The organism is Massiliimalia massiliensis, assembly GCF_900155615.1.
Classification (GTDB): Bacteria; Bacillota; Clostridia; order Oscillospirales; family Ruminococcaceae; genus Massiliimalia; species Massiliimalia massiliensis.
On record NZ_FUHT01000002.1, the window covers coordinates 737,247 to 761,203 of the forward strand.

26 protein-coding genes and 2 tRNA genes are annotated in these 23,957 nt (G+C 48.3%); 12 read left to right on the top strand and 16 right to left on the bottom strand.

The annotated features are described in order from the left end of the window. Window position 1: 1 nt before the first annotated feature. Window positions 2–2,650, bottom strand: coding sequence for a pyruvate, phosphate dikinase (gene ppdK, locus CZ360_RS03615; protein ID WP_407656938.1), 2,649 nt, complete (start codon window positions 2,648–2,650; stop codon window positions 2–4). 311 nt (window positions 2,651–2,961) lie between these two features. Between ppdK and glmU the strand changes: the two genes are divergently transcribed. Next, window positions 2,962–4,359, top strand: a complete 1,398-nt coding sequence (gene glmU / locus CZ360_RS03620) for a bifunctional UDP-N-acetylglucosamine diphosphorylase/glucosamine-1-phosphate N-acetyltransferase GlmU (RefSeq protein WP_077532806.1) — start codon at window positions 2,962–2,964, stop codon at window positions 4,357–4,359. Window positions 4,360–4,436: 77 nt separating this feature from the next. Further along, window positions 4,437–5,396, top strand: a complete 960-nt coding sequence (locus tag CZ360_RS03625) for a ribose-phosphate pyrophosphokinase (RefSeq protein WP_077532807.1) — start codon at window positions 4,437–4,439, stop codon at window positions 5,394–5,396. Window positions 5,397–5,463: 67 nt separating this feature from the next. Here the strand turns inward: CZ360_RS03625 and CZ360_RS03630 are convergent, their stop codons facing one another. The 7 genes from CZ360_RS03630 to CZ360_RS03665 all read right to left on the bottom strand — a co-directional run bounded on the left by CZ360_RS03630 (window position 5,464) and on the right by CZ360_RS03665 (window position 8,874). Further along, a complete protein-coding gene (locus CZ360_RS03630; RefSeq protein ID WP_229407974.1) occupies window positions 5,464–5,919 on the bottom strand; it encodes a GNAT family N-acetyltransferase in 456 nt (151 codons plus the stop codon). 71 nt (window positions 5,920–5,990) lie between these two features. Continuing rightward, window positions 5,991–6,065, bottom strand: a tRNA-Glu gene (locus CZ360_RS03635). Between the two features lie 13 nt (window positions 6,066–6,078). Beyond that, window positions 6,079–6,155 (bottom strand) — tRNA-Met (locus CZ360_RS03640). A 180-nt stretch (window positions 6,156–6,335) separates the two neighbouring features. After that, entirely contained in the window at window positions 6,336–6,653 is a 318-nt protein-coding gene (locus CZ360_RS03645) for a YbjQ family protein (protein ID WP_077532809.1), read from the bottom strand. Window positions 6,654–6,716: 63 nt separating this feature from the next. Then, complete coding sequence (locus tag CZ360_RS03650) at window positions 6,717–7,004, bottom strand: hypothetical protein (protein WP_077532810.1); 288 nt, start codon at window positions 7,002–7,004, stop codon at window positions 6,717–6,719. 180 nt (window positions 7,005–7,184) lie between these two features. Then, complete coding sequence (locus CZ360_RS03655) at window positions 7,185–7,766, bottom strand: phosphate propanoyltransferase (protein ID WP_077532811.1); 582 nt, start codon at window positions 7,764–7,766, stop codon at window positions 7,185–7,187. Window positions 7,767–7,971: 205 nt separating this feature from the next. Beyond that, the gene (locus CZ360_RS03665; RefSeq protein WP_077532813.1) at window positions 7,972–8,874 is read right to left on the bottom strand and encodes a hypothetical protein; all 903 of its coding nucleotides are present in this window, start codon (window positions 8,872–8,874) and stop codon (window positions 7,972–7,974) included. Between the two features lie 288 nt (window positions 8,875–9,162). On the opposite strand from CZ360_RS03665, the gene CZ360_RS03670 reads away from it, so the two are divergent. After that, the gene (locus CZ360_RS03670) at window positions 9,163–9,504 is read left to right on the top strand and encodes a hypothetical protein (protein WP_077532814.1); all 342 of its coding nucleotides are present in this window, start codon (window positions 9,163–9,165) and stop codon (window positions 9,502–9,504) included. A 46-nt stretch (window positions 9,505–9,550) separates the two neighbouring features. Here CZ360_RS03670 and CZ360_RS13895 read toward each other — a convergent pair whose 3' ends face one another. Further along, window positions 9,551–10,357, bottom strand: a complete 807-nt coding sequence (locus tag CZ360_RS13895) for an epoxyqueuosine reductase (RefSeq protein ID WP_159438095.1) — start codon at window positions 10,355–10,357, stop codon at window positions 9,551–9,553. 88 nt (window positions 10,358–10,445) lie between these two features. Between CZ360_RS13895 and CZ360_RS03680 the strand changes: the two genes are divergently transcribed. Further along, a complete protein-coding gene (locus CZ360_RS03680; RefSeq protein ID WP_159438096.1) occupies window positions 10,446–11,330 on the top strand; it encodes a polysaccharide deacetylase family protein in 885 nt (294 codons plus the stop codon). Window positions 11,331–11,377: 47 nt separating this feature from the next. Here the strand turns inward: CZ360_RS03680 and CZ360_RS03685 are convergent, their stop codons facing one another. Both CZ360_RS03685 and CZ360_RS03690 read right to left on the bottom strand, forming a co-directional pair. Then, window positions 11,378–11,866: a hypothetical protein gene (locus CZ360_RS03685; protein ID WP_077532816.1), complete on the bottom strand. Its 489-nt coding sequence runs from the start codon at window positions 11,864–11,866 to the stop codon at window positions 11,378–11,380. Beyond that, window positions 11,863–12,303 (bottom strand): GNAT family N-acetyltransferase, encoded by a 441-nt coding sequence (locus tag CZ360_RS03690; RefSeq protein ID WP_159438097.1) that lies wholly within the window; start codon window positions 12,301–12,303, stop codon window positions 11,863–11,865. Before CZ360_RS03690 ends, CZ360_RS03685 begins: the two co-directional genes overlap by 4 nt. Before the next feature lie 213 nt (window positions 12,304–12,516). Between CZ360_RS03690 and CZ360_RS03695 the strand changes: the two genes are divergently transcribed. Further along, a complete protein-coding gene (locus CZ360_RS03695; protein ID WP_077532818.1) occupies window positions 12,517–12,867 on the top strand; it encodes a type II toxin-antitoxin system PemK/MazF family toxin in 351 nt (116 codons plus the stop codon). Window positions 12,868–12,935: 68 nt separating this feature from the next. Here CZ360_RS03695 and CZ360_RS03700 read toward each other — a convergent pair whose 3' ends face one another. After that, window positions 12,936–13,457 carry a spore maturation protein gene (locus tag CZ360_RS03700; RefSeq protein ID WP_077532819.1) on the bottom strand — a complete coding sequence of 174 codons (522 nt, stop codon included), beginning with the start codon at window positions 13,455–13,457 and terminating at the stop codon, window positions 12,936–12,938. Then, window positions 13,454–14,080, bottom strand: coding sequence for a nucleoside recognition domain-containing protein (locus tag CZ360_RS03705; RefSeq protein WP_229407975.1), 627 nt, complete (start codon window positions 14,078–14,080; stop codon window positions 13,454–13,456). Before CZ360_RS03705 ends, CZ360_RS03700 begins: the two co-directional genes overlap by 4 nt. 168 nt (window positions 14,081–14,248) lie before the next feature. On the opposite strand from CZ360_RS03705, the gene CZ360_RS03710 reads away from it, so the two are divergent. Next, entirely contained in the window at window positions 14,249–14,494 is a 246-nt protein-coding gene (locus CZ360_RS03710; protein ID WP_077532820.1) for an AbrB/MazE/SpoVT family DNA-binding domain-containing protein, read from the top strand. A gap of 215 nt (window positions 14,495–14,709) precedes the next feature. On the opposite strand, the gene CZ360_RS03715 is transcribed toward CZ360_RS03710, so the two are convergent. Continuing rightward, a complete protein-coding gene (locus CZ360_RS03715) occupies window positions 14,710–15,378 on the bottom strand; it encodes an SGNH/GDSL hydrolase family protein (protein WP_159438098.1) in 669 nt (222 codons plus the stop codon). A gap of 240 nt (window positions 15,379–15,618) precedes the next feature. Between CZ360_RS03715 and CZ360_RS03720 the strand changes: the two genes are divergently transcribed. The 4 genes from CZ360_RS03720 to CZ360_RS03735 all read left to right on the top strand — a co-directional run bounded on the left by CZ360_RS03720 (window position 15,619) and on the right by CZ360_RS03735 (window position 19,418). Further along, on the top strand, window positions 15,619–16,314 hold the full coding sequence (locus CZ360_RS03720) for a hypothetical protein (RefSeq protein ID WP_077532822.1): 696 nt from the start codon (window positions 15,619–15,621) through the stop codon (window positions 16,312–16,314). A gap of 146 nt (window positions 16,315–16,460) precedes the next feature. Then, window positions 16,461–17,801, top strand: coding sequence for a TrkH family potassium uptake protein (locus CZ360_RS03725; protein ID WP_229407976.1), 1,341 nt, complete (start codon window positions 16,461–16,463; stop codon window positions 17,799–17,801). A gap of 62 nt (window positions 17,802–17,863) precedes the next feature. Beyond that, on the top strand, window positions 17,864–18,508 hold the full coding sequence (locus CZ360_RS03730) for a potassium channel family protein (protein ID WP_077532823.1): 645 nt from the start codon (window positions 17,864–17,866) through the stop codon (window positions 18,506–18,508). 124 nt (window positions 18,509–18,632) lie between these two features. Beyond that, window positions 18,633–19,418, top strand: a complete 786-nt coding sequence (locus tag CZ360_RS03735) for an APH(3') family aminoglycoside O-phosphotransferase (protein ID WP_077532824.1) — start codon at window positions 18,633–18,635, stop codon at window positions 19,416–19,418. 81 nt (window positions 19,419–19,499) lie between these two features. Here the strand turns inward: CZ360_RS03735 and CZ360_RS03740 are convergent, their stop codons facing one another. Further along, window positions 19,500–20,300 (bottom strand): AraC family transcriptional regulator, encoded by an 801-nt coding sequence (locus CZ360_RS03740; protein WP_077532825.1) that lies wholly within the window; start codon window positions 20,298–20,300, stop codon window positions 19,500–19,502. A gap of 229 nt (window positions 20,301–20,529) precedes the next feature. Between CZ360_RS03740 and CZ360_RS03745 the strand changes: the two genes are divergently transcribed. Continuing rightward, window positions 20,530–21,816 carry a galactokinase gene (locus CZ360_RS03745; protein ID WP_077532826.1) on the top strand — a complete coding sequence of 429 codons (1,287 nt, stop codon included), beginning with the start codon at window positions 20,530–20,532 and terminating at the stop codon, window positions 21,814–21,816. A gap of 7 nt (window positions 21,817–21,823) precedes the next feature. Continuing rightward, window positions 21,824–22,792, top strand: coding sequence for a galactose-1-phosphate uridylyltransferase (galT, locus tag CZ360_RS03750; protein WP_077532827.1), 969 nt, complete (start codon window positions 21,824–21,826; stop codon window positions 22,790–22,792). A gap of 70 nt (window positions 22,793–22,862) precedes the next feature. On the opposite strand, the gene CZ360_RS03755 is transcribed toward galT, so the two are convergent. Next, window positions 22,863–23,912 carry a Gfo/Idh/MocA family protein gene (locus CZ360_RS03755; protein WP_077532828.1) on the bottom strand — a complete coding sequence of 350 codons (1,050 nt, stop codon included), beginning with the start codon at window positions 23,910–23,912 and terminating at the stop codon, window positions 22,863–22,865. Window positions 23,913–23,957 lie beyond the last annotated feature (45 nt).

The window sequence follows — 23,957 nt, forward strand, 5'->3', positions numbered from 1 at the left end:
CTTATTTTCCTTCGCTTTTCAGAGCAGCCTGAGCGGCAGCCAGACGAGCGATCGGCACACGGAACGGTGAGCAGGAAACATAACTGAGGCCTGCATTGTGGCAGAATTCAACGCTGGACGGATCTCCGCCGTGTTCGCCGCAGATACCAAGCTTGATGTCCGGGCGGGTAGATTTACCGAGGTCAGCAGCCATTTTAATCAGCTTGCCAACGCCGTCCTGATCCAATTTTGCAAACGGATCATTTTCGTAAATCTTCTTGTCATAGTAAGCGTCGAGGAATTTACCAGCATCGTCACGGCTAAAGCCGAAGGTCATCTGGGTCAGGTCGTTTGTACCGAAGGAGAAGAACTCTGCTTCCTTCGCGATCTCATCAGCGGTTAAAGCAGCGCGCGGAATTTCGATCATGGTACCAACTTTGTATTTGAGGTCAGAACCAGCGGCAGCAATTACTTCATCTGCTGTGGAGGTTACAACGCTCTTAACATAAGCAAGCTCTTTTACTTCGCCAACCAGCGGGATCATGATTTCCGGAACCATTTCCCAATCCGGGTGTTTGGCTTTGACAGCCAGAGCGGCCTGGATAACAGCTCTTGTCTGCATTGCGGCAATTTCCGGATAGGTGACAGCCAGACGGCAGCCACGGTGACCCATCATCGGGTTGAATTCGTGCAGGCCATCGATAATCGCTTTGATATCGGCAACAGTTTTGCCCATGGTGTCAGCCAGAGCCTTGATATCATCTTCTTCAGTCGGAACAAATTCGTGAAGCGGAGGATCGAGGAACCGGATGGTTACCGGGTTGCCTTCCATTGCTTCATATAATTTTTCAAAGTCGCCCTGCTGCATTGGGAGCAGTTTAGCCAGAGCAGCCTCTCTCTGTTCAACAGTATCAGCAACAATCATTTCACGGATTGCCGGAATTCTGTCAGCGTCAAAGAACATGTGCTCCGTACGGCACAGGCCGATTCCTTCTGCACCAAATGCACGGGCCTGTTTTGCATCACGCGGAGTATCTGCATTCGTTCTGACTTTCAGAGCTCTGTATTTGTCAGCCCAAGCCATCAGCCTGCCAAATTCGCCGCTGATAGAAGCTTCTACAGTCGGGATTGCTTCGCCGTAGATCATACCGGTAGAACCATCCAGGGAAATATAGTCGCCTTCCTTATAGGTTTTGCCGCCTAAGGTGAACTGTTTATTTTCTTCGTCCATCTTAATGTCGCCGCAGCCGGAAACGCAGCAGGTACCCATACCACGGGCAACAACAGCAGCGTGAGAGGTCATACCGCCGCGAACGGTCAGGATACCCTGCGCGGCAACCATGCCTTCGATATCTTCCGGAGAGGTTTCCAGACGAACCAGAACAACCTTTTCGCCCTTTTCAGCCCAGGATTTTGCATCGTCAGCGGAGAAAACAACTCGTCCGCAGGCAGCCCCTGGAGAAGCAGCCAGCGCAGAACCAATCGGCGCAGCCTTTTTCAGGGCAGCAGCGTCGAACTGCGGGTGGAGCAGGGAGTCCAGTGTTCTCGGATCGATCATCAGGACAGCTTCTTTTTCAGAGATCATGCCCTCGTCAACGAGGTCGCAGGCGATTTTCAGAGCAGCAGCAGCGGTTCTCTTACCGTTTCTGGTCTGGAGCATGTACAGCTTTTTGTCTTCAATGGTGAATTCCATGTCCTGCATGTCTCTGTAGTGGTTTTCCAGAGTATTGCAGATTTCAACGAATTCATTGTAGCAGTTCGGCATAACTTCTGCGAGCTGGTCGATTGGCTGCGGGGTGCGGACACCGGCAACAACGTCTTCGCCCTGTGCGTTCATCAAAAATTCACCGAACAGTTTCTTTTCACCGGTAGCCGGGTTTCTGGTGAATGCAACACCAGTACCAGAGGTATCGCCCATGTTGCCGAACGCCATCATCTGGACGTTAACAGCAGTACCCCAAGAATAAGGGATATCGTTCATTCTTCTGTATACATTCGCTCTGGGGTTGTCCCAAGAACGGAAAACAGCTTTGACTGCGCCCATAAGCTGTTCCTTCGGATCAGTCGGGAAGTCTTCGCCGATTTTTTCCTTGTATTCAGCTTTGAACTGATTTGCGAGTTCCTTCAGGTCTTCAGCGGTCAGCTCAGTATCCTGGGTGACGCCTTTTTCTTCCTTCATTTTGTCGATCAGTTCTTCAAAGTATTTCTTGCCGACTTCCATAACAACGTCGGAATACATCTGGATAAATCTTCTGTAGCAGTCGTAGGCCCAACGCGGATTGCCGGATTTTTTAGCCATAACTTCTACAACTTCTTCATTCAAGCCGAGGTTCAGGATGGTGTCCATCATACCAGGCATAGAAGCTCTTGCGCCGGAACGGACGGAAACGAGAAGCGGGTTCTCTTTGTCGCCGAATTTTTTGCCAACGATGGTTTCCATCTTTTCGATGTTTTCCATGATTTCCGCCATGATTTCATCGTTGATTTTTCTGCCGTCTTCATAGTACTGGGTGCAAGCTTCGGTGGTGATTGTAAAGCCCTGCGGAACTGGCAAGCCAAGATTTGTCATTTCAGCAAGGTTTGCACCTTTCCCGCCGAGAAGTTCACGCATTTTGCCGTTACCTTCGGAGAAAAGGTAAACAAATTTTTTACTCACTATTATTACCTCCATAAATATTTTTTTGAACATGACAATACACCTGCAAAAGCGTCTGGGTTTCGCAAGTGACAACAGCCCTGTTCAATCTCGACTTAATGAATCTAAGCCTATACCGCTATTATAACAAATCGAATCTGATTTTTCTATATATTTATCAAAAAATTTGCGTTTTTTACTAAAATTTAAAACATTTACCAAACTTTAAAGGAAAGACTTGAAAAATGTAATAAAAATTGCAATAATAGAAGGGTAGAAAAGGGGAAAATGACAGCATTTTATCCCCCTTTTTTCGACTTTAATAATGGAAAAGGTGGCTTTTGGTGATGAAGGATACTTGCGCGGTTGTTTTAGCAGCCGGAAAAGGTACTCGCATGAAGTCAAAAAAGCCGAAGGTATTGGCGGAGATTCTTTTCCAGCCAATGCTTGGGTATGTGTTGGAAACCTGCCGTCAGGCGGAAGTGGAAAAGGTCTGTGTTGTAACCGGCTTTGAAGCCGAACAGGTGGAGGCCTATCTCAGTACCTGGGAGCACATGCCGGCAGAGACGGTTTTACAGGCGGAACAGCGGGGAACCGGCCACGCGGTAATGATGGCGCGGGAATTCCTTCAAGAAAATATTGGAACGGATGTCCTGGTGCTGTATGGCGATACGCCTTATCTGTCCGCAGAGGTCATTGAGGCGGCCTATCTGCAGCATAAAAGGCAGAATAATGCGGTAACTGTTGTGACAGCCCTGCTTCAGGATCCGACTGGCTACGGGAGGATCATCCGGGACGGCGACGCGATTGCAAAGATTGTGGAGCAGCGCGACGCAACGGAAAAGGAGCAGGCGGTTAAGGAGATCAATTCCGGAGTTTACTGGTTTAACACCGCCCACCTGCTGGAAATGCTTTCTCTCCTGCAGCCAAACAATGCGCAGGGTGAATATTACCTGACCGACACCATTGGCCTGACCATTGCGGCAGGCAAACGGGTCGGCGGCTATTGCGCGGAAAACAGCGACATTATTCTGGGCGCCAATTCCCGGAAGGACTTGTATGAATTAAATGAAAAGATGCGGATGAGCATCATTTACCGCCATATGGAAAACGGCGTGACCTTTGCCTCCACCGACGGCGTGATGATTTCGCCGGATGCGCAGATCGGCGCGGATACAGTGATCCTGGGCGGTACCATTATCAAAGACCATGTAGTGATCGGCGAGGATTGCGTGATCGGGCCGAACAGCCTGATCCAGAAGTCGACGGTCGGCGACAGGGTAAAACTAAACGCAGTGCAGTGTTACCAGTCAAGGATCCACTCTGACGTGGACATCGGGCCGTTTGTCCATATCCGGCCGAACAGCGAGATCAAATCCTTTGTCCATATCGGAGATTTTGTGGAGGTGAAGAATTCCACCATCGGAGAAGGAACCGGGATTTCCCACCTGACCTATGTCGGGGACAGCGACGTCGGGAAGAACGTAAACTTTGGGTGCGGCGTTGTGACCGTTAATTATGACGGAGTACACAAGCATCGCTGCCGGATTGAGGACGAAGCCTTTATTGGCTGCAATACCAACCTGGTTGCGCCGGTTCGGGTAGGCAAGAGCGCCTATACTGCGGCGGGCTCGACCATTACAAAAGACGTCCCGGATTATGCGCTGGCGATTGCCCGCTCCAGGCAGGAAGAGAAGCCGGGCTTTGCCGCGAAAAAGCTTGCAGGACGCAAAAAAAAGGTGTAAACTGAAAAGGGAAACAGCGTAAGCCCATACACTTTTCAGAAAAAGGAATATATACAACAGAATAAGGAGCTAGAGAAATGAATTTGCATGGTAAGGATATCAAGATTTTCACTGCGAACTCTAACAAAGCGGTAGCAGCCGATATCGCGAAAGATTTAGGGCTTCCGGTGGGAGCTTCGGAGGTCGTCACCTTTAGTGATGGAGAAATCTCAGTCTCTATCAAAGAATCCGTACGAGGATCAGATGTATTTGTCGTCCAGTCCACATCCTATCCGGTCAACGACAATCTAATGGAATTGTTGATTATGATTGATGCCTTTAAACGGGCTTCAGCAGGCCGGATTACCGCAGTTATTCCGTATTTTGGCTACGCTAGGCAGGACAGAAAAGCAAAGGCCCGCGACCCGATTTCCGCTAAGCTTTGTGCAGATTTATTAACCACTGCCGGTGCAGACAGGGTGCTGACCATGGACCTTCACGCACCGCAGATTCAGGGATTTTTTAACATACCGGTAGATCATCTGCTGGGTGTGCCGATTCTGGCTCCTTACTTTATTGAAAAATTTGAGGGACAGAACGAGGATGTGATGGTTGTTTCTCCTGACCTCGGCTCTGTAACCCGTGCGCGTAATTTTGCAGCGCGGATCGAAGCGCCGCTGGCAATCGTCGATAAGAGACGGCAGCGCGCGAATGTCTGTGAGGTCATGAATATTATCGGAAACGTGGAAGGCAAAAGGGTCATCCTGGTGGACGACATGATTGATACGGCAGGAACCCTGTGCAACGCGGCGAAGGCGATTATTGAAATCGGCGGCGCGAAAGAGGTTTCCGCCTGCGCGACCCACGGCGTGCTCTCCGGCCCGGCGATTGAACGGATTCAGGACAGCGTGCTCAAGGAAGTCGTGCTGCTGGATACGATTGCCCTTCCGGAAGAAAAACGGATCGATAAAATCAAAATGCTGAAGGTGGGCCCGGTTTTTGCGGAAGCGATTGCAAGAATCTACGAAGACAAACCGGTTTCCCCGCTGTTTATCTAACGGAAAACAATAGATGTGAAAACATAAAAAGCTGACGATTCAATCGTCAGCTTTTTTTCGATACCATCTATGACCGCTCTCGTATCAGCCGCGCAACAAGGACAGTTCCGTCAAATTCGGTTCCATCGATTTTAAAACCACATTTTTTAGTATAGAACCTGATATTCTCCTTTTTATCAAGGGGGGTTACTAGCGAAATTTTGTTGCAGTCGGGGTGGCTTTCCAGAAAATGATTAATTGCCTGCGCTCCGATTCCCATGTTTTGAAATTCTGGAATCACACAAAGGCATCCTACGAAATAATTACCGTTTCCTTTGTTGGCAACTGATATCACACCAACTGGGGTGTTGTTGTATATAATGATTTCTTTACTGAACCTTTCTATGGATTTCTCCATTTGGTGTCTTGTTTTTCCATATGCCGGACATTCACCATATCTGAGAAAATCCTGATAAAAAGCGCTATCATATAGGCTGATCAATAAATCCGCATCTGCCTTTACAGCGTGCCGGTAACTTAACAATATCGATGCCCCCCTGACAACAAATAAAACATATTAATAAAAAGAACCGGAAGAAATTTCTTCCGGTTCTTTGGTGACCCGTACGAGAATCGAACTCGTGATGCCGCCGTGAAAGGGCGGAGTCTTGACCGCTTGACCAACGGGCCGATATTAAAAAAATGGTAGCGGTAATTGGATTTGAACCAATGACACCGCGGGTATGAACCGCGTGCTCTAGCCAACTGAGCTATACCGCCATTTCTACAGCCAGCCATTTTGCTGGAACGTTTTATATTATATAACAAAAGACAAGCTGTGTCAACACTTTTTTTCAAAAAAAGCCGCTTCTTTCGAAAAATGGCTGAATTGATAATTTGAGGAAAGGAGAGGTAGGATTTTTGGCAAAATCCTACCAATATCTTTCTGTTTTCTCCGGCTTAATCTTCCACAAATTTCACTGCGGTTCCATAAGCGAGTATTTCCGCCGCACCCGTCATGACGGCGCTGGACGCATACCGTACGTTAATCACGGCGTCCGCCTGGAGTGCCTCTGCCTCTTCTACCATCCTTCTTGTGGCAATAGCGCGGGCTTCCGCGAGCATTTCAGAGTAGGCCTTGATTTCACCACCGACCAGTGTCTTAAAGGATGCGCCGATATCCCGCCCAATGTTTTTCGACTGCACAATCTGCCCTTTTACTATACCGAGCGTTTGAAGCTTTTTTCCAGAGATGTAATCTGTTGTTACGATAACCATTTTTTAACCCCCAATTTGTTATGCTTTAAATAAAAAATGGCAGAATGATCTTCTGCCATTTTTTTACGATTTTCTCAACGCGTCATGAAGCCAGACGGAAGCGATGTCCAATGCCGGATACAGCCCTTCTTTTTCGCTGGATTTTACAATCCGTTCCAATGGGTTTTTGGTTTCATCTGTCATGATCAGCTTGACGGAAATTTTTCCGCAAAACTCCTGGTCATGCCAATTCTTTTTATTCAGGATTTGCATCATGATCACATAGTCGTCAGCCATATCGCCATAATAAATGGTGTTGCCGTATTTTACCAATGGTTTGTCTTTATATAACAAAAACTGGTTTTCAGCCATACGAATCCTCCTTTTATCTAGATACGATTTTCCTACATATAGTATAAGCATATCATATTTGATACTATTTGTAAATGTTCAGGAACAAATATTTACAAACACATCATAAATAAAAGGAAAAGGGGGGTGACGCTTTATGAGGCGTCACCCCCCTTTTATGTAAAATCCAAACTAGTCCGATTAGCCTTTGACCAGCTCGCCGTACACTTCTCCTCTTGGACAGGCGGCCGCATTGGACTCATCCGTATCGATATGCATGGCCAGCGCAAATTTCGGGCTGACACGGACGACAACATCGCCCAGGGTAAGGCTTCGTTCCGGCGTGTTAATTTTTACGGCAACCACTTCTTTATCTGCAACATGAAAGGATGCAGCATCCTCCGGTGTCATGTGGATATGGCGTTTTGCAACGATTACGCCTTCTTTTAATTCTACTTCACCGCATGGGCCAACAAGCTTGCATCCGCCGCTTCCGGCAGTGTCGCCTGATTCCCTGATCGGCGCGTCGATTCCGAGCTTTCTTGCATCGGTCAAAGAAATTTCAACCTGAGTTGCAGGACGTTCCGGCCCTAAAATGCTGACGCCGGCCATCTCGCTTTTTGGGCCGACAACCTTCACTCGTTCTTCACAGGCGAACTGTCCCGGCTGGGAGAGATTCTTTTTGTTGGTCAGGGCAGCGCCTGCGCCAAATAAGGTTTCAAGGTCTTCTTTTGTCACATGGACGTGACGGGCAGAGGTTTCTACTAAAATTTTGTTTGCCATCTCTAATATTACCATCCATTTCATTAAACTTTTCTTCGCGCAGTTTATCGCGCTTAGATTCATCCTTATTATAATACATTCCGGTCGGCTTTTCAAGGTCAATTCATTCCGTCTGATCTTTAGGCATTTCCAAAATGAAACAGAGGAGGCCCGGCTTGGGCGTCTCCTCTGTTAATAGATACTATCATAAATAGGATAGCGGATTTTAGAAGGACAGGGTTACCTTGTCGGTATCCGTAATAGAATCCCAGCTATCTGTATCAAAAATGTGGAAGGATAGTTCGATCTCCGAGATATTGGTAATATTGTTCTCCTCTAAATCCGTATCCATAAAAGTAACGGCAGAGACGGAATGTTTCCCTGGGAAAACATCCTGGGAGAAAATCGGATCTAGCATAAAGCCGTTTACCGAAACATCTTGTGTTTGGATGGTAACTGCCTTATCACCGGAATTATAGATATACAGAATCAGGCCAGGCCCGAAGATAGAGTCATCTTCAGATAAGCCTCTGGCAACGATTTTAATGCCGTTTCCTTCATAAACAGGGGTACCGGCTTCGTCGTAGCTGTATTCAAAGCCTTCCGCAGCAGAGGTTTTCAACTGGATTTGCTTGGTATCCAGATATGCTTCATAGTCCTCTGTGGTCATAACAGCAAATGCAAATTCAATGTCTGCAATAGTTTTGATCCCGCAGGCCTCTAGCTCAGAGGAATCCAGCGTCATGGAATCATTTGCCTTTTTTCCAGCGGCAACATCAGCGGACATAATCGGCTCTACCATGTATCCGTTGACAGACACATTACGTGCCTGGAAGGTTAAATCCTGATCCGAATTATTTTCAATCAGTAATTTGACCTCAACGCCGAGAAAACCATCGGCATCCAGTCCAGTAGCTGTAATTTTAATATCAGATTCGTCCACAAGGACTGTTTCCGCAATGGAGGCTTGTCCGGATGGTTCCTGTTCGGTGCTTGGTTCTTTCGCCGGTTCGCTTTCATTAGTAACATTAGAGGGCTCTTTCAGATTTGCGTCTTGAGGTGCTTCTGCGCAGGCCGTTAAAGAAAATGCCAGAACCAACGCAAGCAGTAAGCTAAGCCTTTTTTTCATTTTGTCAGTCTCCTTCATTTATTTGCTGATTCAGCAAAGTGATTGTAGCTTTATTATACTGGGGAATTTAAAACATTGCAAGATGTATTTTTTGAATATAAGAATCTCCCATTTTTGCCAAATGCAGGAAAGACAGAAAGGAAGCGGCCGATTTTATCATTTTAGCGCTAGGCAAGATGAACAGGACGTTGTCCGGATAAGCAGAAAAGTTATCGCGAAATTCAGCTTGCATTTTTAAGAGAAAAGGAATATGATAGAAGAACATTTTGAAATCGAGGTAGAGTTAGCATGAAACGGCATTGGCTGAAATTGGTTGTGTTGGCATCCTGCTTTGCATTGACATTGTGGGTATTCCCATTCCTGCGCTATGAAATTCTGACTCATCATTACGGGAAGGAATTTGAAGAGGCATTGCAGCCTTCGGCAGCAGAAAGGGTAGATGGGATGCGGGTAATCCGTTATCAAAAAAAGGAAGCCGCTGTGTATTACGTAGAAGAAGGACGGGACGCCGCCTATTTATGCACCTATGAAAAAGGAGCGGCGGGAGCATGGAATTTAGCTGACTGGGAATGCGTGTGGTCACGGGATGGAAAAAGAGATGGGATTGTCTGGCCGTATTTTTGGCAATAGAAGATGACAGAGGGGCGGCGAAACTAACAGTTTCGCCGCCCCTCTGTCATTTCGGCTTTCTGTTGATGATTTCTAGATTCCGCCGGAGCAGCTTCTTTCCCTTATAACCGAAAGCGCGGGTTTTCATCAGGGAGCTCAGATTCTCCTCGTTCACGATAGGAACAACATCCTCTGAAAAGGCGGATAGGTGTGTTATGGGGAGATTCTGATTATGCGGACAGCAGTTCTGACAGCAGTCGCAGCCCCAGATTAACCCGTTTTTTTGCATCAGTTCCTGCTCCTGAGGAGAAAGCTCTCCCTTTTGCTGCGTAATAGCCGACAGGCAGCGGGAATAGTCGATCCCAGTTTGGGCAATAGCGCCCGACGGGCAGCGGCGGACGCAGCTTCCGCAGTGCAAACAGGTTTGACTTAACGGCTGGTCAAAGGGAAAGAGATAATCAGTGACAATTTCGCCGATTACAAAAAAAGTGCCGTACTGAGGATGGATCACAAGCCCGTTGACGCCCTGAAACCCTAAGCCCGAGGCCAGGGCACACTCCCGTTCGGGGAGGGCTGACACATCGGAAAACCCCACAAACTGGGCGGAAAAAGCTTCAGACAGGGCGGCGCAGGCTTGGTTCAACAGCCGCCGTACAACATAATGATAATCTGGCACCATAGCGTATTTGCATACGTTTGCCTGCGGATATTCTCCGGTATAATAAGGGAAAGCGCAGACAATGACGCTTTTGGCTTCCTCCGGAATCTGCTCCTGATTCCTGCAGGGGAGAAAGGATGAAATCTGACGAAAATCACAGATTCCGTAGGAACGGATTTCATATTGGGACAAAATTTCGTGAAGATCGGCCTTCATCCTTCTAAAGCTCCTTTCCTGATTGCTTCTAAGCTTTCTATTCCCTGCATAAAAATGATAATACTTGAGTGAGAAAGGTATGGGAAACGTGAAAGAAAATGTAATTGGGGTTTTGTCTGCAATTCTGCTGATTGCAGTCATGATTGGAAATACAGTGTTCACAGCATTTACTGGTCGTCCGATGACCGAAACGGCCGCCGCCGGCATACAGGGAGAGCAGGTGCAGCTGCCTGTCCTGATGTATCATCATATGCTGAAGGAGGAGTCCCGGCATGGATCCTATGTTGTTTCGCCCGAGGAATTTGAACGGGATTTAATCTATATCAAGGAGAAAAAATATACTACAGTGACGCTCAAACAGGTTGAAGAATATGTTACCCTTGGAACACCGCTTCCCGAAAAACCGATTTTAATCACCTTTGACGACGGATATGAGAGCACCTATGCGTATGCCTTTCCCCTTTTAAAGAAATATAACATGACTGCGGTTATCTCGATCATTGGAAAATACACCGATCTCTATTCCGGAGACGTGACAAAAAGCGTCAGCTATGCCCATGCCAACTGGGAAGAACTCAAAGAGATGCAGGATTCCGGCGTTTTTGAGGTTGGGAATCACACCTATGAGCTGCATCAGGTTTCCAACAGGAAAGGAATCCGCAAGCTGGAAAGCGAAACCGATGAACAGTACCGCCAGCTTCTTTTCTCCGACATTGGCTCGTTAAACAACGAGATAGAGCAGGAGCTCGGTACACAGGCAATGGTTTTCGCCTATCCGTTCGGCACCTTTTCCAAAACCACCGATGATATTTTAAAGGAAATGGGATTTCAGATTGTACTGACCTGCGAGGAAAAGGTGAACACCCTTTCAGCCGGAATGTGCCCGAACGGGGAGTTGATCCGGCTCAGGCGGTTTAACCGGCCGAGCGGTCTTAGCAGCGAGAGAATGTTTGCAAAATGGGAAAACAAATAGCGGGTAAAGAAAAAGCCGGTTACTACCGGCTTTTTCTGTTTTTCCCACTATTTCATTTTTACTTCCTGCTGTTTCTTTTTCCGCCTGCGTTTTGGCTTGGGCAGGCTGTCGCCTTTCCTTCTGGTACACAAGAAGCAGATGATTGCCATAACCACGGAGAAACCAGCTCCGACCGCCATCGTGATGAGCTCAGAAAGCAGATCATGCAGGCCGTAAAAGGGTGAAACAAAGATGACGTTTGTAATTGATACAAAATCCGGCGGAAAGGTATTGAAAAGAAGAACGAAAGCCGGGATAGTGCAAAAGATAAATGAAGCAAACCAGTAGATCGCAAAGAAAAACAGGACTAGCCGGTAATAGTATTTGATGCAGATCGTGATTACGAAAATCCAGCCGAGAATAAAGAACAGGGTCATAAACATCACAAAGCTTCCCGGCGGCATTTCGTTTATTGTAACCCGGTAGTTTGTGAGAATGGTCAACAGGGTGATTAGGATTGCCGGGATCGGCATGATAGGCTGTTTCAAAATTTTCATGTCAACTCCTCCTGGATATGATAGGACATCTTGATATGCGGGCAATGCTCATCAAGATAAGGCTCGCCCTGAGAGCGAAAGCCGAGCTTTTCATAAAACGGGCGCGCCTGAAGCTGGGCGCTGATGGACAGGACTTGGCTCTGTCCCAGTTCCGAAGCCTTTTTGATGCATTCCTTCATGAGGAACGCACCGATTCCCCTTCCCCGGTAGCTTTTAAGCACACAGACGCGGCCTGCATGCCATTCCCCTTGGTAAAGAAAGAGCCTGGCGGTCGCAACCGGCTTTTCATCATCCAGAAACAGGAGATGATGGGCGGTTTGATCCATTTCATCAAATTCGTTGGAAAAGCCCTGTTCCTCTATAAAAACCTGCGTACGCACAAAACGGCATTGTTCAAATTCTTCAGGCTGGGTTACCCAAAGGAAACCGGGTATCATTATGACAGCGCCCCCTTCTGTCTTATAACAGGCATGTCCTGGTTCGACAAAATTTTTTATTAACATAACTATACCATATTTAATATGATGTAGTAAAGAGTTATGCTGAGAAAATTACTCCCCAAATTTCTCGGGCTTGCATAAACGGACAGGAATCGTTCCAGACTATTAAATGAAAACCGGAATGATTTTTTGAAATAAGGAGTGTTCTACGTGTCGATCAAACGGGGAGATATCTATTATGCGGATTTAAGTCCGGTAGTGGGGTCGGAACAGGGAGGCGTCAGGCCTGTTTTGATTGTACAGAATGATATGGGAAATAAACACAGCCCGACTGTTATTGCGGCGGCGATTACCAGTCAGCGCGGGAAAGCAAAGCTTCCGACCCATATCGAAGTGTCTGCGGACGGCAGCGGCTTGGCAAAAAATTCAATTATTTTATTGGAACAGATCCGAACCATTGACAAAAAACGGCTAAAGGAAAAAATGGGCAGCTTGGATCCTCAGTCAATGGATCAGGTAAACAGCGCACTTTCCGTCAGCTTCGGGTTGGGAACCATGTAGGTTACATAAACCGAAGCGATACCCGCAGGCCACTGATATGGCCTGCGGGTTTAGTTTTCTCCGCATCGCTACATCATAAATAGGCGAACGCAGAGGCCGCTCATCACAAAGCTCATGCAGTCGGCGGCCAGCGCGCAGAAAAGAGTATATTTGGTACGGGTGATTTTCGCGGCGGAGAAATAAACCGCCATGGTATAAAAGGTGGTTTCGGTAGAACCCTGCATAACGCTGGCTACATTCCCTACCAGGCTATTGGCGCCATGGCTTTTCAGCAGATCCTCAAACAGGACAAGCGACCCGCTTCCGGAGATCGGACGCAGCATAGCGAGCGGGACAACCTCTTTCGGGATGCCTGCAATAGATGCAAGCGGCGCGAAAAAGTCAGAAAGAACGTCCAGCGCCCCGGAGGCTTTGAACATCCCGACGCAGGTCATCAGCCCGACCAGCGCCGGAAGGATTTGCAGGCTGACCTGAATTCCTTCCTTAGCGCCCTCAATAAAGCAGTCAAACACCGGTACCTTTTTTACAATCCCATAACAAAGGATAAAACCGATCACGCATGGAATAATATAGCTGCTGAATGAAATCATATCCGTCCCCTCCCTGGCTGATGTACCTGTAGATTTGATTTGGCTTCCAAGCCGGAACAGATTCGAACAAAACATAGTCCGCAGACCACAGAAACAACCGAGGAAGCAAGGATCGCCGGGAGGACATCTAACGGATTAGACGCGCCGTATTCCAGCCGAAGCAGCGCAATGGTTGTCGGCAAAAGCTGGATAGACGCGGTATTTAAAACCACAAAGGAAATCATATGGGAGGATGCGGTGTGCCGCTTCTCGGGCGGCTGTTCCTCGGCAAGCGCCTTCATTGCCGCAATCCCAAGCGGAGTTGCGGCATTGCCCAAACCCAGAAGGTTGGCGGTAATGTTCATGGAGATAAAGGAGAAAGCCGGAGAATTTTTAGGCAGACCCCGGAAAATCAGGTTGGTAAACGGGCTTAACAGCCTGCTGATCTGGTCGGTAAGCTTGGACTGCTGCGCTACCTTCATTAGTCCGCTCCACAGACAGATGGAACCCATCAGCTTTAACACCAGCGTCACCGCGCTGGAACATTCGCTGATCGCCGCGTTGGAGACCTCGTTGATATGTCCGGAACAGGCGCCAAATACTATGGAAAGGAGCACCAGCCCGGTAAAAATCCATTTCATCATCTTGCATCCACCCTTTTCATCAAGCACTGTTCATGTATATGCAATGAAAGAGAAAAAGATGCAATTTGTCGAATTTTTTGTAATGACAATTTTTTCCAAATATTGTATAATTATGACTGTAAACAACAAGTTTACCGAGAATATAGCAAATAAGGAGGTTTAACTAACATGAAAGCGACAGGAATCGTTCGTCAATTAGATAAGCTCGGGAGAATCGTATTACCGAAAGAGTTAAGGAAAGTGTTTGAAATAGAAAATGAAGATAGTTTGGAAATCTATGTGGAAGATGATAAGATTATTTTGAAAAAGTATGCTCCTACGTGTGTCTTTTGCAACAGTAAGGATGTCGTTGAGTATAAGGGAAAACATATTTGCAAAGAATGCTTTAAGGAAATTCATTCAAAATCCCTTTAAGCACCAGAACATAGATTCTTTTTGGCTTGCATAGCTGCAAAAAAACAAAACATAACAGATATGAAGAGACGCAGTAAAACACTTTTCTAATAGCTTATCTAATGAATGCAATGACTGAATGAGAGAAAGAGGAAGGGAATCTCCCTTCCTCTTTGCTTTCTATTGGCCGGCAACATCCTATTTAAGGTGCTTTTGGGACAGGAAGCGTTTCCGGTTTACTGAGACTGGCTTTCTGCGCAGATCTTTTCGATTTCCAAAATTTTATCCCGAACAGCCGCCGCCAGTTGCCGATGTCCCTCGGCATCCATATGGATAGCGTCCTCCAGGGAGGGAGCGGCATAATCCGCAGCATTTAGAAAATGACAGTGATATTGTTCAGCAATCTGCTTGATTTTCGGTGCGAGCTGCAGGCTGATTTCCCGGGAACGCAGTCCGCCGAACATCTCGCAGAATGGGCCTTCCGCAATTGTTTCACCTACTAGGATGGGAGAGATGATCAGAATTTCGGGGAGCTTTTCTGTACACCAGCAGCTCCATGGATTCTGCACAATTTGAATTAGGCGTTCTATCCCACGGCTGACCTCGTCTGCGCTGGCATAAAAACAGTGCTTGAGGTCGTTGGTGCCCAGCATGATCACCACCAGATCTACCGGCATATGGGTGCGAAGGCAGACAGAGAGGGTTTCTTTCCCACAGACTCCCGCGTCAAACGGATCTTCGAATACTGTTGTTCGGCCGCAAAGGCCCTCCTCGTAGATATGGTAACCGGCGCCGAGGGAATCGGCAAGACGCCCGGTCCACCGTTCCTGCCGGGTAAAGCGGGGGCTGGGGCCAGCAGGGTTGTGTCCCCAGGTATTGGAATCGCCGAAGCACAAAATCTCCATAAAAAACCTTCTTTTCCATCTCATCAGTTGTATTCTGGCTCTAAAGCCAAACCGGAGCATTCACCTGAATTTATTATAGGAAAAATAAGAGGGAAAGTCAATTGAAACGTAGAGCCGGAGACAGGGAGAATTCATCAAAATTAACCCCTTTTTTTCAGCAGAATCCACGAACAAAAGGAGAAAGCATTGTAACCGGACTGGGATTGCGTTATAATAGGATTCGGAAATGAGGTGTTTACTTTGCGTGAAACTAAAAAGCCAGTATTGAGTACGGCGGTTTTGGTAGTTAACGGGCTGCTGATCTGTGTATTCCTGCTGTTTGGCGCAATGTTAGTATATATTACCGCAAACCTTTCCTCTGATGCTCAGTCCGGAAAGGCGTATCTGTTTGGCGATGATGAAAAAACCCTTGTTTTTCTGGAGCATCAGGAAAACTACCAGCAGGGAGACCAGGTGCTGGTGCAGGGAAAGCTGGATGGACAAATTTCCTATACTATGGAACGCGTCCAGTCAAGCCAGGACAACCAGATTGTACTGACCAGCAACGGTTCCAGCTTTACCGAGAATAAGGAAAATGTAGTGGGTCGGATCTCGTTTGAAAGCCCGGTATTCGGGAGGCTGCTCGCCTATCTGACCGATCAGCAGAATACGGTTCCCGCCGTGATCGGCTGTGCGGTGCTCTTTATCTTTATCATCTGCCTGATCATCATGACTGTCATGGTTGCGGGAAGGCGAAGGCATGCCGCCACCCCGGAAAAACGGGCGGATAACCTGATTGAGGAGCTGTTTGACGACAGTTCTGAGCAGGATTTCCTGCGGGAAATCTACAGCCAGGAGATCAGCGAGCCGGAGGAGGTCATCTCGGTAGGGGATGACAAATCTCCGCTGAGCGAGGAAGAAATTGAGGCTTTCCGGGAATCGGTATTAAAATCATAGCAGCAAGGCAGAGCAGAAAGCCGTTTCGGCTTTCTGCTCTATTTCAAATGGAAAGCCACCGCTTTTTAGACAAACTATCTATTTCCTTTTTCATTTGGGTATGATAGAATAATAATACTAATGCGACTGAGAGATAGGTGAGATTTTTGAAAACTTTCCAGAGGCTGTCTCCGACAAAGATCATCGTAATCGGGTATTGTCTGATTATTTTGCTTGGGACAGTTCTTTTGCTGCTTCCGGTTTCGACCCGGGCGGGCGAGACGACCAGCTTTATGGACTCTTTTTTTACGTCGACGTCTGCAACCTGTGTGACCGGGCTTATCCGGTATGATACTTATACCCACTGGACACTGTTCGGGCAGCTTGTTATTTTGGCTCTGATCCAGATCGGCGGGATTGGCTTTATGACGATTGCCATATCGCTGGTTTCCCTGACTAAACGGAAAATCGGCCTTTCGGAGCGGGTTTTGATGCAGGAGGCGGTATCGGCTCCGCAGGTCGGCGGGATTGTCCGGATGACCAAGCTGATTCTCTGGGGAACGCTTCTTTTTGAAGGACTTGGCGCAATTGCGCTTTGCTTCTACTTCTGCCCGATGCTGGGTGCGATGAAGGGGATTTACTTTTCTGTTTTCCATTCAGTGTCAGCCTTTTGTAACGCCGGCTTTGACCTGATGGGCTGCTTTGCGCCGGGGAGCTCTTTGATTACCGGCGCGCAGAATTGGATTTTAAATCTTGTGGTAATGTTTTTAATTGTTATTGGCGGGCTTGGCTTTTTTGTATGGTCGGATATCCTCCACTGCCGCCTCCGCTTTTCCCGTTACCGGCTTCACACCAAAATTGTGATCTGCACCACAGTACTGCTGATCATTGCCGGCGGCGCGATGCTCTGGCTGTTCGAGCAGGGCGGCGCGCTCTATCAGGGGCAATCCGGTTCTTATCAGGTGATGACCGCCGCGTTTCAGTCAGTAACCTCGCGTACTGCAGGCTTTAATACCGTTCCCCTGGCGGAATTGACTTCCCCCAGCAAGCTGCTGATGGTCTGCCTGATGTTTATCGGCGGCTCAACCGGCTCTACTGCCGGCGGGATTAAAACCACCACACTGGCGGTGCTGGTGCTGAGCATCTTTACTGTGTTCCGGCGGAAAAAATCAGTAGAATGCTTTGGCAGGCGGGTGGAAGAGGGTGCAGTGCGGACTGCGGCCTGTGTTTTGATGATGTATGTCACCTTCACTATCGGTGCGACGCTGATCGTCTCTTACCTCGACGGGCTGCCTGTACAGGAGGTGCTGTTTGAGTCTACCTCCGCAATTGCGACGGTGGGGCTCACTCTGGGGATCACGCCGCAGCTCAGCATAGTTTCCCAGATTCTGATGTGCTTGTTAATGATCTTCGGACGGGCAGGCTCAATTACGATTCTGCTGGCGTTTACCTCAACACACAGCACGCTGACGTCAAAGCTGCCGACGGAAAAGATCAGGATAGGATAGGGCATTAGCCGCAGAGACAGATTATTTTTCAAAAGAAGCTTTTGAAAGGAATTGGTTTGAGTATGAAAACGGTATTGGTAGTTGGCTTGGGGCGCTTTGGGCGCCATATGGCCCGGAAGCTGATTGAGGAGGGAAACGAAGTCCTCGCCATTGATATTAATGAAGAACGCGCGGACGCGGCAGCCGAATTTATCCCAAACGTTCAGATTGGGGATACGACCAACGAGGCGTTTATTAAATCGCTGGGAGTGAATAACTTTGATTTCTGCGTGATTGCGATAGGAGATAATTTTCAAAGCGCTCTGGAAACCTGCGTGCTGCTGAAAGACCTGGGCGGGAAATATATCCTGGCTAGAGCGAGCCGGGACGTGCATAAAAAATTGCTTCTGAGAAACGGTGCGGACCATGTAGTCTATGCGGAACGGGAGATGGCGGAGCGCCTGGCGGTCAAATATGGCTCTAAGAAAATTTTCGACTATATCGCTATGACAGAGGATTACGCGATCTATGAGATTTCCCTGCCCTCGTCCTGGAGAGGAAAAACTATACAGGAGCAGGAAGTTCGCAGCAAATACCATATCAATATTTTGGCGACAAAAAAGGGCGAGGTAATCTATCCTCTGCCGGATGCCGGCCATATGTTCACAGAAGAGGAAACACTAGTGGTATTCGGACATAAGGATACTGTGAAGGCGCTGACGAAATAAGAGAGTCTGAATTCAAGCTTAGCTGGAAGCCGCCTAAAGCCGCCGGGAAGCAGGATTGCTTTGCCGGCGGCTTTCTGTTAGAACCATTTGAGCGGAGCTTCAGCTCATGAAATGAGGTGATAGATTGAAGCTGCCGGAAGAAATAGAAGCAATTGTAGGAGGAAAAGCCTTTTCGGTAGATCAGGTAGGGCTTTCGGGCTCCAAGATTATCTGTTATGAGAATATGGTTTTAAAAATTGAACACAGGGGAGAAGAATCGGACGCCGAGCACAGAATGATGGCATGGCTGTCCGGCAGGCTGCCTGTCCCCAGGGTGCTTTTTTCCAGGACGGAAGGAGAAACAAGCTATCTGCTGATGAGCAGGACAGAGGGGGAGATGGCCTGCGCGCGGACATATCTGGACGACCCGCGCCGGCTTGTCAGGCTGTTGGCTCAGGGGCTGCGGGAGCTGTGGGCTGTGGATATCTCGGAATGTCCCTGCCGCCAGACACTGGACGAGAAGCTGCGGCTGGCAGAAATTAGGGTAAAAAACCGGCTGTGCGACCTGGAGCATGTAGAACCGGGTACCTACGGGGAAAACGGATTTGCTTCACCGGCGGAATTGCTGGAGTGGCTGAAAAGGAACCGCCCGGCAGAGGAGCTTGTCTTTTCCCATGGAGACTGCTGTCTGCCGAATGTTTTTTTGCGGGATAATGAGATAAGCGGTTTTATTGATTTGGGCCGGAGCGGCATCGCAGACCGGTATCAGGATATTGCCCTCTGCTATCGGAGCCTCAGAGATAATCTTGCCGGAAAATTCGGCGGAGAATGCCGTCCGGGCTTTGACCCATGCCGGCTTTTTGATGAGCTTCAGATAAAGCCTGACTGGGAAAAAATCCGGTATTTCATCTTGCTGGATGAGCTGTTTTGAGACGTATGGGTAGCGGAATGCTGCTTTGGCACGGCTATAAAATAACAGGAAGCAGGACAAATCATCCGTCTCTGCTTCCTGTTATTTTTGTTGGTTTTCTTTTCGGAGACGGAGCTGCTTCTGATAGACCTTTGGAGAGACGCCGTTCTGTTTTTTGAACACCTTGGAAAAGTGAAGCTGATCCTCATATCCGACCGATGCGGCGATTTCGCTGATCGGCAAGGGCGTCTGCTCCAGGAGCACCAGGCTTTGTCTAACGCGAAACTGCTCCAGGTAGACCTGAGGAGAAACAGAAAGGTTTTTGACAAACACGCGGTAAAGATGACTGCGGCTTACGCCAAGATGGGACGCAATATCCACCACAGAAATTGGCTGGGCATAATTTTCGGCAATGAAATCCACCGCTTTTTTGGCATATTCAAGGGAAAGGTCGACCGCTTCCTCCGGCTTGCTTGAATATTCAACCAGCCTTGATAAGAAAAGATAGAGATAGCCTGTCATTCGGACATGCTTATAATATTCCCCGCCGCTGGAGCGGTAGATGGAAAGCAGAAGCTCCTTGAGCTCTTCGCTGTGCTCGGTGCGAATCACCGGGCGCTCTTTTGTAAAATCAGTTTTATTTAACAACATTTTGACATCAGCGCCGACAAAGCCGACCCAGTAGTATTCCCAGGGATCCTTCTCATCGGCATAGTAGCTTACCACTGTGTTGGGATAGATCAGGAAGGTATCTCCTTCGGCGATAGAGAATGTCTGTTCCCCTACCACGTAATACCCTTTCCCTGATACCACATGGTGGATCAGATAGCGGGTTTTGGTCAAAGGCCCCATATGGTATCCGGCCGCGCATTTCTGATAGCCGGAATTATAGATATTCATCATGACAGCGTCATCTTTTTCGGTTTTGTAAGAGAATTTAAACGGTTCCAGCCTGTCCGCCTCCCTTTTGGAATGATATTAATTTCATTATAGCAGAACCAGCTAAAAAAGCAATGAAAACTGAAACAAATTTCCATATTTATAATACAAATAAAGGTAGATTTTCAGCGTAAAATAAGATAAAGTAGAAATGATATAAGGCATGAACGTTCATACTGAAAGGAGAATCAGAATGGAACAACTGCAAAAGATAGACGACGGGCTGAAAAACGGGGTATATGACCGTTCGTTCAGAAAGCTGTATTCGGAACAGGAGCTCTCCCTTCAGAAGGAGCGGTATGCGCAGGCGCTGAAAGAATTTCACAAGGTTTTTCCGGGACATGAAAAGGCAGCGCTTTATTCTGCACCGGGCCGGACGGAAGTCGGCGGGAACCACACTGACCACCAGCATGGCCGGGTTTTGGCTGCCGCTGTTAACCTGGATGTGATCGCGGTTGTAGCGCTGAATGATGATCATGTCATCCGGGTGCAGTCCAAAGGATTTTCGATGAATGTAGTCGAACTCGACAATCTCGAAATCCAGGAAAAGGAAAAGAACACCTCTGACGGGCTGATCCGTGGAATTGCCGCGCGGTTTACCCAGATGGGATACCAGGTCAAAGGGTTTGACGCATATACAACCTCTAATGTGCTCAAGGGTTCCGGGCTGTCCTCCTCCGCGGCGTTTGAAGTGCTGATCGGAACGATTATCAGCAAGGAATTCTGCGGCGGCGGAGTTGACGCAGTGGAAATTGCAAAGATCGGAAAGTATTCCGAAAACAACTATTTCGGAAAAGCCAGCGGCCTGATGGATCAGATGGTCAGCTCTGTGGGCGCTTTTGTCGCCATTGATTTCAATGACCCGGAAAATCCGGTCATTGAAAAGGTTGATTTTGATTTTGCCGCCTGCGGGTATGCGCTTTGCATTACCGATACAAAGGGAAACCACGCCAACCTGACGCCAGACTATGTCGCGGTACCGACGGAGATGAAACAGGTTGCCGCGTATTTTCAGAAGGATGTCCTGCGCGACGTGCCGGAAGAGGACTTTTATGCTGCGCTGCCCGAGCTGAGAAAATCTGTTTCTGACCGCGCGGTTCTGCGCGCTATCCATTTTTATCAGGATAATCGGCGCGCGGCGGAGGAAGCGCAGGCGCTCAAATCCGGCGATTTTGAAACCTTCTGCCGTTTGGTGAAGGAGTCGGGCGATTCTTCCTTTAAATGGCTGCAAAACACCTATTCTCCGGCGCATCCGGAGGAACAGGGCGTTTCGCTTGGACTTGCGGTCAGCGAACGGATTTTGAACGGGCATGGCGCGTGCCGGGTACACGGCGGCGGTTTTGCCGGGACGATCCAGGCGTTTGTACCGCTTGCTTTGGTAGAGGAATACCGTCAGGAGATGGACGCAGTATTTGGGCCTTCCTCCTGCCATGTTTTACAGATCCGCGAGGCTGGCGGCGTAAAAATAGAAAAGGAGTAAATGGAGAATGGCTGAATTAAGGTGGCATCCACTGACAAAGGACTGGGTGATGATTGCTTCCCACCGGCAGGCAAGGCCGCAGATGCCAAAGGACTATTGCCCGTTCTGTCCGAGCTTTGGAAATGTTCCGGACTATGACGTGTTAAAATATGATAATGACTTCCCCGCGCTGTCCCAGAACCCGCCGGTTCCGGACGATGTGGCAAATGGCTTTTTTAAAACTGCCGAGGCATATGGGAAATGTGAGGTCATTCTCTATTCCCCAAACCACACCCAGACAATCAAGGAATTAAGCGACAGTCATATGAAAAAGCTGGTCGACCTGTGGTGTGAACGGTTTGAGGCATTGCGGGCAGACGAAAAAATTAAATATGTCTTTATTTTTGAAAACCGCGGCGAGGTTGTCGGAGTGACGATGCCTCATCCGCACGGACAGATTTACGGCTATTCCTTTATTCCGAAAAAGATCCAGTTAGAGGTGGAATCCGCAAAGGAGTATCAGGAGGAAACCGGAAACTGTATTTTCTGTGACATGCTGAAAAATGAATTGGAATTCGAAAAGCGGATTATTTTCCAGAATGAAGCGTTTACCGTTTTCCTTCCATTCTTTACCGAATACCCTTATGGTGTTTATATTATGGCAAACAGCCATAAACAGTATATTTCTGAATTTGACGAGAAGGAAAAGGAGCTTTTGGGCGTCACGATCCGGGATGTTGCCGGAATGCTCGACAGCCTGTTTGGCTATTCCTTCCCCTATATGATGTGTATGCATAACGCACCGGTAAACGGGGAAAATCCGGAAGAGTATTTCCATTTTCACATTGAGTTTTTCCCGCCGATGAGAAGCGCTGACAAACAGAAATTCAATGCTTCCAGCGAAACAGGCGTTTGGGCGCACTGCAATCCTACCTGCCCAGAGGTTACCTCCCAAGAACTGAGGGCAGCTTATCAAAGATATATGGCCTCCAAATAAAGGCGGCCAAGGATGAAACAAAGCCGACAGCAGAAAATCTGCTGTCGGCTTTGTTTTGGATGCAGAAAGCCTATTCGAAGGATACTGACTGGTGTGTTTCGGCAGACCGGAAAATCGCTTCCATCAGACGCATATTGCGGTTTACCTCTTCGTTTTTGACAATGATCTGGGCGGTGCCGTTGATGGTATCCATTACATTGCGGTAGAAATCCCGAATATCGGAATGGACAACGGGAAGCGGCTCGGTGCGGATGGTGTCCTCAGTGCGGGGAGCCATGGTTTTGGTCAGCCCGGCTGCTGTGCGGATCGGGACAGCGTCGTTTTTGCTCCAGTCGGTAACCCGGACGATTTCGCCGGACAAATCCCAGTCTTTCACAACGGCTGTTCCATTCTGCCCCAGCATATACCAGCGCGGAAGATTAATAAAGTTGCTGGTGCCGACCTCTGTGATGTAAACCAGCCCGCTTTCAAAGGTGAGTTCTACTGTAAAGCCATCCTCGCAGATTTCATTGGTTACGTTGGTGAAGGAGGCATAAACGCGCTGTACCTTTTCGGGGATCATCTGGAGAGCCTGGTCGAGGATATGTACGCCCCAGTCGAGCACCATACCGCCGCCGTGTTCCTTTTCCTGACGCCAGTCGCCCGGAATCCCTCTGGAGCCATGCACACGGGATTCGATTTTGAATACATCGCCCAGCAGATGCTCCTCATAGATTTTTTTGACCGTAAGGTAATCCTCGTCCCACCGGCGGTTCTGGTGGACGACAAACACCTTGCCGGTTTCTTCGGCTGCCTTCATCATTTCAAGGTGCTCCTGTGAGCTCATGGCAACCGGCTTTTCGCAGACAACATGCTTCCCTGCGCGCAGAGCGCGGATCGTGATTTCCTTATGAACATCATTCGGCGTGGAACAGAGCACAATATCTACATCCGGGTCAGCGAGCAGCGCGTCCAGGCTGTCATAAGGGGTAATCCCATGGTCTCTGGCAAATTGCTGGCGTTCTTCCTTGATATCATAGGAACCGCAGACAGTAAGCCCGTCGATGGTTTCGATCAGCTCCCGGTGCCAGTTTCCCATGCCGCCTAAGCCCACTATTGCAAGGTTAAATTCTTTCTGCATTGTAAACATCCTTTCCTGCTTTTTTGAGGGGGAACCAGAATTTTG

Excerpts from the sequence above, each read along its gene's own strand:
- ppdK (WP_407656938.1), bottom strand. The coding sequence starts at position 2,650 with ATGGAGGTAATAATAGTGAGTAAAAAATTTGTTTACCTTTTCTCCGAA.
- glmU (WP_077532806.1), top strand. The coding sequence starts at position 2,962 with ATGAAGGATACTTGCGCGGTTGTTTTAGCAGCCGGAAAAGGTACTCGC.
- CZ360_RS03625 (WP_077532807.1), top strand. The coding sequence starts at position 4,437 with ATGAATTTGCATGGTAAGGATATCAAGATTTTCACTGCGAACTCTAAC.
- CZ360_RS03645 (WP_077532809.1), bottom strand. The coding sequence starts at position 6,653 with ATGGTTATCGTAACAACAGATTACATCTCTGGAAAAAAGCTTCAAACG.
- CZ360_RS03650 (WP_077532810.1), bottom strand. The coding sequence starts at position 7,004 with ATGGCTGAAAACCAGTTTTTGTTATATAAAGACAAACCATTGGTAAAA.
- CZ360_RS03655 (WP_077532811.1), bottom strand. The coding sequence starts at position 7,766 with ATGGCAAACAAAATTTTAGTAGAAACCTCTGCCCGTCACGTCCATGTG.
- CZ360_RS03665 (WP_077532813.1), bottom strand. The coding sequence starts at position 8,874 with ATGAAAAAAAGGCTTAGCTTACTGCTTGCGTTGGTTCTGGCATTTTCT.
- CZ360_RS03670 (WP_077532814.1), top strand. The coding sequence starts at position 9,163 with ATGAAACGGCATTGGCTGAAATTGGTTGTGTTGGCATCCTGCTTTGCA.
- CZ360_RS13895 (WP_159438095.1), bottom strand. The coding sequence starts at position 10,357 with ATGAAGGCCGATCTTCACGAAATTTTGTCCCAATATGAAATCCGTTCC.
- CZ360_RS03685 (WP_077532816.1), bottom strand. The coding sequence starts at position 11,866 with ATGAAAATTTTGAAACAGCCTATCATGCCGATCCCGGCAATCCTAATC.
- CZ360_RS03690 (WP_159438097.1), bottom strand. The coding sequence starts at position 12,303 with ATGATACCCGGTTTCCTTTGGGTAACCCAGCCTGAAGAATTTGAACAA.
- CZ360_RS03700 (WP_077532819.1), bottom strand. The coding sequence starts at position 13,457 with ATGATTTCATTCAGCAGCTATATTATTCCATGCGTGATCGGTTTTATC.
- CZ360_RS03705 (WP_229407975.1), bottom strand. The coding sequence starts at position 14,080 with ATGATGAAATGGATTTTTACCGGGCTGGTGCTCCTTTCCATAGTATTT.
- CZ360_RS03710 (WP_077532820.1), top strand. The coding sequence starts at position 14,249 with ATGAAAGCGACAGGAATCGTTCGTCAATTAGATAAGCTCGGGAGAATC.
- CZ360_RS03715 (WP_159438098.1), bottom strand. The coding sequence starts at position 15,378 with ATGGAGATTTTGTGCTTCGGCGATTCCAATACCTGGGGACACAACCCT.
- CZ360_RS03730 (WP_077532823.1), top strand. The coding sequence starts at position 17,864 with ATGAAAACGGTATTGGTAGTTGGCTTGGGGCGCTTTGGGCGCCATATG.
- CZ360_RS03740 (WP_077532825.1), bottom strand. The coding sequence starts at position 20,300 with ATGATGAATATCTATAATTCCGGCTATCAGAAATGCGCGGCCGGATAC.
- CZ360_RS03745 (WP_077532826.1), top strand. The coding sequence starts at position 20,530 with ATGGAACAACTGCAAAAGATAGACGACGGGCTGAAAAACGGGGTATAT.
- galT (WP_077532827.1), top strand. The coding sequence starts at position 21,824 with ATGGCTGAATTAAGGTGGCATCCACTGACAAAGGACTGGGTGATGATT.
- CZ360_RS03755 (WP_077532828.1), bottom strand. The coding sequence starts at position 23,912 with ATGCAGAAAGAATTTAACCTTGCAATAGTGGGCTTAGGCGGCATGGGA.